Origin of the sequence: Ideonella flava (assembly GCF_051857595.1) — a bacterium.
Taxonomy (GTDB): domain Bacteria; phylum Pseudomonadota; class Gammaproteobacteria; order Burkholderiales; family Burkholderiaceae_C; genus Ideonella.
In genome coordinates, this window is the sequence record NZ_JBPZHD010000012.1 from 158690 (window position 1) to 169620 (window position 10931).

The 10931-nt window shown below is 69.4% G+C and carries 13 protein-coding genes; 8 read left to right on the forward strand and 5 right to left on the reverse strand.

Translation table 11 applies throughout. The features are described 5' to 3' along the window. The first annotated feature begins 3 nt into the window (after positions 1-3). The 8 genes from flhD to ACS5PM_RS25165 all read left to right on the forward strand — a co-directional run bounded on the left by flhD (position 4) and on the right by ACS5PM_RS25165 (position 5663). Positions 4-327 carry a flagellar transcriptional regulator FlhD gene (gene flhD, locus ACS5PM_RS25130; protein WP_324156001.1) on the forward strand — a complete coding sequence of 108 codons (324 nt, stop codon included), beginning with the start codon at positions 4-6 and terminating at the stop codon, positions 325-327. Positions 328-450: 123 nt separating this feature from the next. Further along, positions 451-1029 carry a flagellar transcriptional regulator FlhC gene (flhC, locus tag ACS5PM_RS25135; RefSeq protein ID WP_439390526.1) on the forward strand — a complete coding sequence of 193 codons (579 nt, stop codon included), beginning with the start codon at positions 451-453 and terminating at the stop codon, positions 1027-1029. 340 nt (positions 1030-1369) lie between these two features. Further along, entirely contained in the window at positions 1370-2227 is an 858-nt protein-coding gene (motA, locus tag ACS5PM_RS25140) for a flagellar motor stator protein MotA (protein WP_439390527.1), read from the forward strand. Positions 2228-2230: 3 nt separating this feature from the next. Beyond that, positions 2231-3157 (forward strand): flagellar motor protein MotB, encoded by a 927-nt coding sequence (gene motB, locus ACS5PM_RS25145; RefSeq protein WP_439390528.1) that lies wholly within the window; start codon positions 2231-2233, stop codon positions 3155-3157. Between the two features lie 38 nt (positions 3158-3195). Further along, entirely contained in the window at positions 3196-3591 is a 396-nt protein-coding gene (gene cheY, locus ACS5PM_RS25150; RefSeq protein WP_439390529.1) for a chemotaxis response regulator CheY, read from the forward strand. Between the two features lie 18 nt (positions 3592-3609). Beyond that, complete coding sequence (locus ACS5PM_RS25155) at positions 3610-4242, forward strand: protein phosphatase CheZ (protein ID WP_439390530.1); 633 nt, start codon at positions 3610-3612, stop codon at positions 4240-4242. Between the two features lie 89 nt (positions 4243-4331). Continuing rightward, complete coding sequence (locus ACS5PM_RS25160) at positions 4332-4979, forward strand: energy transducer TonB (protein WP_439390531.1); 648 nt, start codon at positions 4332-4334, stop codon at positions 4977-4979. 12 nt (positions 4980-4991) lie between these two features. Beyond that, complete coding sequence (locus ACS5PM_RS25165; RefSeq protein WP_439390532.1) at positions 4992-5663, forward strand: phytanoyl-CoA dioxygenase family protein; 672 nt, start codon at positions 4992-4994, stop codon at positions 5661-5663. Positions 5664-5861: 198 nt separating this feature from the next. Here the strand turns inward: ACS5PM_RS25165 and deoA are convergent, their stop codons facing one another. Genes deoA through ACS5PM_RS25190 form a run of 5 tightly spaced genes read right to left on the reverse strand, consistent with a single transcriptional unit; the run spans position 5862 to position 10929 of the window. Beyond that, a complete protein-coding gene (deoA, locus tag ACS5PM_RS25170; protein WP_439390534.1) occupies positions 5862-7205 on the reverse strand; it encodes a thymidine phosphorylase in 1344 nt (447 codons plus the stop codon). Continuing rightward, on the reverse strand, positions 7202-8869 hold the full coding sequence (locus tag ACS5PM_RS25175; RefSeq protein ID WP_439390535.1) for a bifunctional metallophosphatase/5'-nucleotidase: 1668 nt from the start codon (positions 8867-8869) through the stop codon (positions 7202-7204). The genes deoA and ACS5PM_RS25175 overlap by 4 nt, the downstream gene beginning before the upstream one ends. Before the next feature lie 5 nt (positions 8870-8874). Then, positions 8875-9654, reverse strand: a complete 780-nt coding sequence (gene deoC, locus ACS5PM_RS25180) for a deoxyribose-phosphate aldolase (protein WP_439390536.1) — start codon at positions 9652-9654, stop codon at positions 8875-8877. A gap of 14 nt (positions 9655-9668) precedes the next feature. Continuing rightward, positions 9669-10496, reverse strand: coding sequence for a purine-nucleoside phosphorylase (locus ACS5PM_RS25185; protein ID WP_439390537.1), 828 nt, complete (start codon positions 10494-10496; stop codon positions 9669-9671). Continuing rightward, complete coding sequence (locus tag ACS5PM_RS25190; protein ID WP_439390538.1) at positions 10486-10929, reverse strand: cytidine deaminase; 444 nt, start codon at positions 10927-10929, stop codon at positions 10486-10488. The genes ACS5PM_RS25185 and ACS5PM_RS25190 overlap by 11 nt, the downstream gene beginning before the upstream one ends. Positions 10930-10931 lie beyond the last annotated feature (2 nt).

Sequence of the window (10931 nt, forward strand, 5' to 3'; positions counted from 1 at the left end):
CCGATGGACACGAACCAGATCCTTGCCGAGATCCGCGAAGCCAACCTGTCGTACCTGATGCTGGCCCAGAGCCTGATCCGCGCCGACCGCGAGCAGGCCCTGTTCCGCCTGGGCGTCTCGGAAGAGACCGCCAACCTGATCGCCACCCTGACCCCGGCCCAGATGATGAAGATTGCCACCGGCAACACGCTGCTGTGCCGCTTCCGCATGGACGACGACCTGGTCTGGGGCCTGCTCACCAGCCACGGCAAGTCGGCCGCCAACGACAGCGTCAGCCGCCTGCATGCGTCCATCCTGATGGCCGGCCGCCATCAAGAGGCCGCCTAGACCTGTCGGCTCCGGTCTTGCGACTACGCAAGCCCACCCCCGAGGGGTCGCCGAGCCGCCTTGGGAGCGGCCCGGCGCCGGCTCGATAACCACGACGACCCGAATCACGTAGGAGAGGACACCATGGCCCGCACCAAGAGCATCCTGACTGAAGCCCGGCAGATCGAGCGCGCGGTGACGCTGATCAAGCTGGGCGCCCGCCTGCAGGTCCTGGAGTCCGAAACCGACCTGTCCTACGAGCGCCTCCTGCGGCTGTACAAGGAGGTCTCCGGCAAGTCGCCTTCCAAGGGCCAGCTGCCCTTCTCGACCGACTGGTTCATGACCTGGCAGCCCAACATCCATGCCAGCCTGTTCCTCAACATCCACGAGTACCTGAACAAGACTTCGGAGCTCGAGGAGATCGACACCGTCATCAAGGCCTACCAGCTCTACATGGAGCAGACGTCGGCCCAGGGCCTGGAACCCATGTTGTCGGTCACCCGCGCCTGGCGCCTGGTCAAGTTCGTCGACAACGGCATGCTGACGATGACCAAGTGCACCAAGTGCGGCGGCCACTACGTCAGCCATCCGCACGAGATCGCGAAGCACTTCGTCTGCGGCCTGTGCAACCCGCCCGCCCGCGCCGGCAAGGGCCGCCAGGCCGGCGCGCTGCAGCTGCCCAGCGCCGGAAGCCGCCAGCTGGCCACGAACGAAGCCGAGTGAACGGCGGCCAGCTCGGTTGCGAACTTTTACCGAATCCGCGGCCGAGCTGACGCCGCCGCGCTTGATTCCCGAACCGATAGGCCGATTCCCAACGTCAGCTTGATTCTGTTCATGCTTGTCTCCTCCTAGCACAACCCCTGTGCTTTCAGGCGGTCTCCTCTGACGAGTGAGCCCGCCTTTTTTCTTGTCGGTGGCCATCCGGCCCCTGATGCCCGCTTGAGCGGCATCCCATCGGCCAGTTCAGCGCTTCAGGCGCTCAAGCTCGGCGGGGACCGGGCCGATATTCAGGCCAAGGGCTGCGCACGCGGCCCCCTTCCAACGACAAACGCTCCTCACCACCATGTTCGTCATCGTCGGCTGGCTGGTCGCCATCGGTTGCATCTTCGGCGTGTTCATCGCGCACGGAGGCAACATCGGCGTCGTCCTGCATGCCCTGCCGTTCGAGCTGATCACCATCTTCGGCGGTGCGCTCGGCGCCTTCGTGGCCAACAACCAGCCCAAGGTGCTCAAGGCCACGGCCAAGGGCCTGGGCGCTTGCTTCAAGGGCTCGAAGTACTCCAAGGCGCGCGCCATGGAGCTGCTCGCCCTGCTCTACGACATCCTGCAGAAGGCCCGCAAGGAGGGCCTGATGTCGATCGAGAAGGACGTCGAGGATCCCCACAACTCGCCGCTGTTCCAGAAGTTCCCGACCGTCGGCCACGACCACCATGTCGTCGAGTTCATCACCGACTACCTGCGCATGATGGTCTCGGGCAACCTCAACGCCCACGAGATCGAGTCGCTGATGGACAGCGAGGTCGAGACGCACCATGCCGAGGCGCATGCCGCATCGGCCGCCGTCGCCCGCCTGGCCGGCGCCCTGCCCGCCTTCGGCATCGTGGCCGCGGTGCTGGGCGTGGTGAACACCATGGGTTCGGTCGGCCAGCCGCCGGCGGTGCTGGGCGGAATGATCGGCTCGGCCCTGGTCGGCACCTTCCTCGGCATCCTGCTGGCCTACGGCTTTGCCGAGCCACTGGCCGGCCTGATGGAACAGAAGATCGACGAGGACGGCAAGGAGCTGCAGTGCATCAAGACCACGCTGCTGGCCTCGATGCAGGGCTACGCGCCGCAGGTCGCCATCGAGTTCGGCCGCAAGGTCCTGTACTCCACCGAGCGCCCGACCTTCGGCGAGCTCGAAACGCACGTGAAAAAGAAGTGAGCCATGGCGGGCGACGCTAAAAAGCTCCAGCCGATCATCGTCAAGCGCATCAAAAAGGGCGGCCATGCCGCCCACGGCGGTGCGTGGAAGATCGCGTATGCCGACTTCGTGACGGCGATGATGGCCTTCTTCCTGCTGATGTGGCTGCTGGGCTCGACCACCGAGGGCGACAAGAAGGGCATCGCGGACTACTTCGCCTCGCCCATGAAGGTGGCGCTGGCCGGCGGTGCCGGTTCGGGCGACGCCTCGCACGTCGTCAAGGGCGGCGGCGAGGACCTCACCCGATCCAACGGCCAGATCAAGCGCGGCGACGTCGATGCGCCGAAGAAGGCGATCAACCTGGCGGCCCTGAAGGCCGAGCAGCGCCGCGCCGAGGTGGCCCGGCTGACCGAGATCAAGAACACCATCGAGCAGAAGATCCAGGCCAGCGAGCGCCTGCGCGCACTGTCCTCGCAGCTGCGGCTGGACATGACGCGCGACGGCCTGCGCATCCAGATCGTCGACGAGCAGAACCGGCCGATGTTCGCCTCCGGCAGCGCCGTCGTGCAGCCCTACATGCGCGAGCTGCTGCAGGCCATAGGCTCCATCCTCACCGAGGTGCCCAACCTGCTCACGCTCGAAGGCCACACCGATGCCAACCCCTTCCAGGGCGGCGAGCGCGGCTACAGCAACTGGGAGCTCTCGGCCGACCGGGCCAACGCCTCGCGCCGCGAGCTGATGGCCGGCGGACTGGCCGAGAACCGCGTGCTGCGGGTGCAGGGCCTCGCCTCCAGCCAGCCCTTCGACCGCGCCGATGCCACCAGCCCGGCCAACCGCCGCATCAGCATCATCGTGATGAACCGCGATGCCGAAGACCGCGTCTTCCGCACCGAGATGGAACCCGAGCCGGCCGAAGACGGCGCCTCAAGTCCCACCGCCACCCACCGATAACGCCCCCATACCTCGCGTCAAGCCCAAAGGACCGCCCCATGAACCAGAGTGACCTCAAATTCCTTGTCGTCGACGACTTCTCGACCATGCGCCGCATCGTGCGCGGGCTGCTCAAGGAAATGGGCTGCAACAACTGCGAGGAGGCCGAGGACGGCGCCGTCGCGCTGGGCATGCTCAAGGCCGCCAAGTTCGACTTCGTGGTCAGCGACATCAACATGCCCAACATGAACGGCTTCGAGCTGCTCAAGGCCATCAAGGCCGACGACTCCCTGAAGCACCTGCCGGTGCTGATGGTGACGGCCGAGGCGCGCAAGGAAGACATCGTGCTGGCGGCCCAAAGCGGCGCCTCGGGCTACATCGTCAAGCCTTTCACCAAGGCCACGCTGGAAGAAAAAGTCCAGAAGATCATGCAAAAGCTGGCCGCCACGGCCTGACCCTCAAGGAAGTCCGACATGAAGATGGAAGATCTTTCCAAGCTCGCGCCGGTCGAGCCCTTGATGGTCTCGCCCGAGGTGTTCCAGCAGCTCGGCAACATCACCCGCGTGCTGCACGACACGATGCAGCAGCTGGGCGTGATGCCCAAGCTGCAGGTCGCCACCGACGGCCTGCCCGACGCCCGCAGCCGCCTGACCTACATCGCCAACAAGACCGCCGACGCCGCCAACAAGGTGCTGAACTCGGTCGACCAGGCCAAGGCCGAGCACGCCCACATCACCGATGCGACCCGCGCCCTGGGCCAGGCCCTGGTCGCCGACCCGGTGCGCACCGTGGCCAGCGGCGCGGTGATGAACTTCGTCAAGGACGTCGAGGCCCGCACCACGCGCATCGACGGCCACCTGACCGACATCATGATGGCCCAGGACTTCCACGACCTGACCGGCCAGGTGGTGGCCAAGGTCGTGACCCTGGCCAACGACCTGGAAGACAGCCTCGTCAAGCTGCTGGTGCAGGTGGTCCCGCCCGAGCAGCGCGAGAAGGTCGACCCCACGGTGCTGCAAGGCCCGGTGGTGAGCCACGAGGGCCGCACCGACGTGGTGGCCAACCAGGGCGAGGTGGACGACCTGCTGGCGAGTCTGGGGTTCTGAAGGCCGAAGAGCCTCGACTCCCGGACCATCGACAAGGCGCCCTCGGGCGCTTTTCTCGTTTGCGGGCCAGGAGACAATCGCCCTCCTCCATGCGCATCACCGCCCTGCTCACCGCCCTCTGCCTCGCTCCCGCCCTGGTGGCGGCCGAGGAGCCCACAGCCCCCACGCCACCGGCCGCCACGGTCATGCCGGTCAAGGTGCGCGAGGTCTCGCTTCGACCGTCCGATGAGGGCTACCCGCCCGAGCTGGTCGCCAAGGGAGTCCAGGGAACGGCCGAGCTCCTGCTGACGCTGGCTTCCGATGGCAGCCCGAAGGAGATCGTCGTGCAGTCGAGCTCGCGTTCAGCGGCACTGGACCAGGCCGCGATCGCCGTCGCCAAGGGCCTGACGTTCAAGAGCAAGGATCCGGCGAACCCGGTGAGGCAGGTCGTGGTGCCGATCGAGTTCGTGCGCGACTCGCTCACCACCTTGCCCCAGAAGACCTGCCGCGAGTTCAACGTGGACCTGGCCTACTTCAAGACCACCTTCCCGGAGCTCGAGACGCGGCAGATGCCGGTGGTGAACATGACCATCGGCTCCTATGTTTCATACGGGATCGTGGGGCTGGCGCAGGACAAGGCGGTCGCCTACATGAAGCGTGTCGAGTCCGCCGCCAAGGGCCTCGCCGAGGCTTGTGCCAAGGAGCCGGAGGCGGGTTATATCCAGACCTTCACCCGGCTGGTGAAGGAAGCCGGCTAGGGCCTGATCGCAGTGATTGCGGCCGCCTTCGACGAGCTCGGCTTCGCGCTCCTGCCGGACGTTCTCGATGCAAGCGAGTGTTCGAACATCGAACCCGTGCCGTTGCCTGAAGGCTCCGTCGGCGGCTCGCGTGGCCTGCTGTCGCTGGCCTGGTGCGCCCGCCTGGCGCGCCGGCTGCAGGCTCATCCCGCCATACGGCCGCTGATGCCGGCGAGCCACGTCGCTGTCCAGTGCACCTACTTCGAGAAGTGCGCGGCACGCAACTGGCTGGTCGGCATCCACCAGGACCTGAGCATCCCGGTGGCGAGACGGGTCGAAGCGCCGGAACTGAAAGGCTGGTCCGAGAAGCAAGGCGAGCTGTTCGTGCAGCCGCCGCGCGCCGTCCTCGAAGAGCTGATCGCCCTTCGCCTGCACGTCGACCCGTGCGGCGACGCCGACGGTCCGCTGCGATTCGTCCCCGGCTCGCATCGCAAGGGCATCTTCGATCCCGCGTCGGCCCTGGCGGAGCGCGCATCGAGCGGCGAGGTGGTCTGCCCCGCGACCCGGGGCAGCGTGCTCGCGATGCGGCCGCTGACATTGCACGCTTCTTCCAAATCGACCGGGCCGGGTCGCCGGCGGGTTCTGCACTTCCTCTTCGGGCCGCGCGAACTGCCTTTCGGTCTCGAGTGGCCCGCGGCCATGTGACGACATCCCTGCGATCCGCTGGACCGCAGGCTCCCGGCAAGCACACAGTCGTTGCCAAATCGCCCGAGCACGACCCGAAGTTGGAGTTCACCATCGACGCCTGCTCGATCGAGGATGGCAAGAAGTGCGTTCGGGAGGCTGAGCTCGTCTAGGTCGAGAGGAAGACCGTCGCCGCGTCCACCCGAGGCTCGGCCGGGGTCACCCCACCACGGCGCAGACGACGGGCCCGGGCTCGACGGGCTGGGATTCCGAAGGCGCCTCGACGGTCACCAGCGCGCCCAGTCGAGCCAGCGCGGCCTCAGCATCGACTTCGCTGGCCGCATGCACAGTGAGCAGCGGCTGGCCGCGGTGAACGAGTTGCCCCGGCGGAAGAACGTCGGCCAATCCCACGCGCGGGTCGATCGAGTCTTCCGCGCGGCGGCGTCCACCCCCGAGTTCGAGCACCACCAGGCCGAGGACGCGCGTGTCGACTGCGGCCACGTGGCCATCGAAGGGCGCCAACAAGGAACGCGTCACCGGCGCCTGCGGCAGGCCATGGGTGCCCGCCGCCAGCACGTTCGACGGCCCCCCCAGCCCGGCCACCATGCGCTCGAAGGCCTCCGCCGCACGGCCGCTGGCCAGCGCCTCCCGAGCGCGTTTTTCTCCATCCACGGCGCTGTCCGCGATGCCACCCAGGTGCAGCAGCTCGGAAGCGAGAGCGAGCGTGACCGCCAGCAGCCGCGGCTCGCGCGAATGCGCGGTCAGGAACTCGATCGCCTCGCGCACCTCGAGCGCATTGCCGGCGTGGCGGCCCAGCACCTGGTTCATGTCGGTCACCAGCGCCCGGGCGGGCAGGCCGGCGCCGCGCGAGACGCGCACAAGCGCTTCGGCCAGCGCCTGCGCCTCGCCGAATCCGCGGCAGAACGCGCCGTTGCCGACCTTCACGTCGAGCACCAGGCCTTGCAGGCCCGCGGCGAGCTTCTTCGACAGGATGCTGGCGACGATCAGCGGCAGCGACTCCACTGTTGCCGTCACGTCGCGGATCGCATAGAGCCGCTTGTCGGCCGGCGCGAACTCCTGGCTGGCGCCGACGATGGCGCAGCCGACCTCGCGCAGCACGCGCTCCAGCGTGGCGCGGTCGGGCGTGAGCCGGTAGCCCGGCCAGCTGGCGAGCTTGTCCAGCGTGCCGCCGGTGTGGCCGAGGCCGCGGCCGGAGATCATCGGGACCACCCCACCGCACGCGGCGACGATGGGCGCGAGCATGAGGCTCACCTTGTCGCCCACGCCACCGGTGGAATGCTTGTCCAGCACCGGCCCGGGCAAGTGCGCGCAAGACCAGTCCAGGCGCCGGCCGCTGTCGGCGAAGGCCTGGGTCAGTGCCACCATCTCGGCCTCGTCCATGCCCCGCAGCAGGACCGCCATGGCCATCGCGCCGGCCTGGGCATCGCTCCAGCTGCCGTCGGCCAGGCCGGTGGCGAAGGCCCTCACCTCGGCCGGCGAGAGCGCACGACCGTCACGCTTGCTGCGGATCAGCTCCTGGGCCAGCGGGCGATCGACACTCATGGCGAGACGCGGGTGATACGCGGCGCGTCGACCGGCGCGGGCCCGGCGTTGACGTAGCGGGCCAGTGCGTCGACGTCCTTCTCGCCGACCAGGCTGTCGCGGCCCTCGGTGAAGCCGCGATGGCCATCGCCACCGCCGGCGAGGTAGCTGTTGACGGTGATGCGCAGCGATTCGCCGGGCGCGATGGGGCGGCCCTCCAGCTTCAGGCTGCCCGGCACCACCCGGTCACCGCGGGCACGGCGAGCATCCCAGGCGTAGCTGAAGCCGCGCGAGACCTGCAGCAGGCGCGGCTCGGAGGGCACGTTCTCGCCGAACTGGCGCTCCAGCAGGGTCTTGAGTTCGGCACCGGTCAGCGTCAGGGTCACCAGCTCGTTCGAGAAGGGCTGGCTGGCAAAGACGTCCTCGTAGCGCACCACGCCGCCCGGCCCGGGCTGCAGCGGCGCGCGCAGGCCGCCGGGGTTGGTGAGGGCGATGCGAGCCCCGCCCCGGTCGGCGGCCGCGGTGGCGGCGAGCTGCGCATCGGCGACCAGGCGGCCGAGCATCGACTCGCCTGCTTCGTCGGGCGCCGCGGTGTAGGCCTGCGACAGCCGCCCCACCACGCGCTGGGCCAGGGGCGCCGACAGCTTCTCGTAGCGGGCGATGAGCCCCGTCTGGGCCGCATCCCTGGCGTAGCGGTCGTGCCGCACGATGTGGTTGGTGGCCTGCGAGGCCAGCAGCGCGCCGCTGCGGGCGTCGAGCCGGAGGTCGATCTCGGTGAGCAGCGTGCCGAATCGGTGGGCACTGGTGACCAGCCTCCCGTCGATGCGACAGACGTAGGCCTGGTGGGTGTGGCCGCTGACGACGACGCCCACCGCGGGATCCAGCTTGTGGACGATATCGACGATGGGGCCCGAGATGCCGGGGCATTCGTCGTGGCCACCGGTCGGCTCGCCCCCCTCGTGGATCAGCACCACGACGGTCGCGACACCCTGGCGCTTGAGCTCGGGCACCAGCGCGTTGATCGTCTCGGCCTCGTCCTTGAACGCGAGGCCCGCGACGCCCGCCGGCGCGACGATGCGCGGCGTGGCCTTCAGCGTCAGGCCGATGAAGCCCACGGGCACGCCGCCGAAGCGCTTGATGGCATAGGGCGGAAGCAGCGTCTTGCCGCTGGCCGTGTCGATGGTGCTCGCAGCCAGGTACTGGAAGCGCGCGCCGGTGAAAGGCTCCGGGCCCTTGCAGCCGTCCTTCGGATGGCAACCGCCGCGCTGCAGCCGCAGCAGCTCGGCCGCACCTTCGTCGAACTCGTGGTTGCCCACCGCCGCGAGGTCCAGTCCCATCAGGTCCATCGACTGGATGGTGGGCTCGTCGTGGAACAGGGCCGACAGCAGCGGGCTCGCGCCGACCAGGTCGCCGGCGGCGACCATCACCACGTTCGGCGACGACGACCGCAGCGCCTTCACCGCCGTGGCCATGTACTCGGCACCACCCGCCGGCAGGGCGATGGTCCGGCTCGGGCTCGAGGCATCCGCGGTGCGGAAGCCGCCGGGCGGCGGCTTGAGGTGCCCGTGGAAATCGTTGATCGCGAGGATCTTGAGGTCGACGGTGGGGGGCGCGGGCGCGGCGGCGCAAGCTGCGAACCCGCTGAGCGCCAGCGCCGCGGCGCTGACGATCCGGCGCCAGGTCATCACGTTCAGTAACCCGTGGCAGAGGATGTCGCAGGCGCCGTGCCACCCAGCACGGCTTCGATGGCGTCGAGCAGCCCGCTCGCGCCTATGCGAAAGCGCTGCGGCGTGCAGGCGCCATCGCCCAAGGTCTCACGCACGAGCGCGAGGTAGCGCGCCGCATCGGCCACGGTGCGCACGCCGCCGGAGGCCTTGAAGCCCGCAATGTGGGCGCGATCCGCCGCGATCGCCGCCAGCATGACCTGTGCGGCCTCCGGCGTGGCGCCGGTGGCGGTCTTGCCGGTGCTGGTCTTGAGGAAGTCGGCGCCCTCGCCCAGGGCGATGCGGCTGGCTTCGGCGATGAGATCGGGCGACTTCAGCTCGCCGGTTTCGAGGATGACCTTGAGCGTCAGGCCTTCGCTGGCACGCCTTGCGGCAGCCAGCACGCGCCGGCAGGCGGACGAGTCGCCCTCCCGCATCGCGCGCCACGGGAGCACCACGTCCACCTCCTGTGCGCCGGCGTCGGCGATGAGGCCGGCGTCGCGTTGCGCACGTTCCGGATTCGGGTCGCCCTGGGGGAAGTTGGCCACGGCCGCGACGCGGATGGCGGCGGGCAACTGCCTTCGCGCGAAGGCGGCCAGGCGTGGCCAGACGCACACCGCGGCCACGGGCCCGAAGCGGCTCTCGGCCCGCGCGCAAAGGGCTGCGACGTCGGCCTCGGTGTCGCCCTCGTTCAGGCTCGTCAGGTCCAGGCTGGCCAGTGCCTGCGTGGCGACGGCACGGGGGTCGAAAGTCGGTTCGTCCTTCATGGGGCCGATTGTGCTCATTCACGCAGCGCGGCCAGGATGGCCGCCAGCAGTTCCACCGCCGCTTCGCCGGCCTGCGCCGCCACGGCCAGCGTCTGCTCGTGGCTCAGGGCCTCGGCGGCCAGGCCGCAGCCGAGGTTGGTGATGAGCGACAAGGCCAGCACCTTCAGGCCGGTGTGGCGCGCCAGGATGGTCTCGGGCACGGTGCTCATGCCCACCGCATCGGCGCCGAGGCGTTGCAGCATGCGGATCTCGGCGGGCGTCTCGAACTGCGGGCCCAGTTGCCAGGCATAGATGCCCTCGCGCAGCGGCCGGCCCAGGCGCTGCGCCACGGCCAGCGCCCGGTGGCGCAGGCCCGGGTCGTAGGCCTCGGCCATGTCGACGAAGCGGCGGTTGCCGGCTTCGCCGACCAGGGGCGAGCGCTGCACCAGGTTCAGGTGATCCGCCACCAGCATCAGCGCGCCGGGCGGCAGCGAGGTGTGCAGGCTGCCGGCCGCGTTGGTCTGCACCAGCGTGTGCACCCCGGCGGCGGCGAGCGTGCGCACCGCACCCTTCATCGCACCGGCATCGCCATGCTCGTAGGCGTGCTGCCGGCCCGACAGCACCAGCACCGGCGTGCCCTCGATGCGGCCGATCAGCACGCGGCCCGCGTGGCCGCCGACGCCTATCGCCGGAAAGGCCGGCAACTCGGCATAGTCGACCGGCACCGCGCCGTCCACCCGCGAGGCCAGGCCGCCCCAGCCTGAGCCGAGCAGCACCGCCACCTCGGGCAGCGCCTCGCCCGCCGCCTGGCGCAGGCGCCGCAGCGAGGCTTCGACCGCACCCTCGAGTTCTTCAGGCTTCATCGTCCTCATCCTCCTTCTTCCCGGCCAGGTGCGCCGGGCCGAAGCTCGATGGCAGCAACTGCCCCAGGGTGTGCTCGCCGCGCCACTGGCCCTGCGCATCCGCCGAGCGGACCACCAGCGAGTCAGCGCCGAACTCGCGCAGCTTCTGCCGGCAGCCCCCGCAAGGCGTGATGGCCTCGGCGCCCTCGCCCACCACCACCGCGGCCACGATGCGACGGCCGCCGTTCAACACCATGTGCGAGATGGCACCGGCCTCGGCGCACACCCCCTCGGGATAGGCGGCGTTCTCGACATTGCAGCCGGCGTGGATGCGGCCCTGGTCGTCGAGCAGCGCGGCGCCGACGAGATACCGCGAGTACGGTGCGTAGGCTTTTTCCCTGGCCTGGCGCGCGGCTTCGAGCAGCGCGCTCCATCTGTCCTGCGTCGCGGTCATGC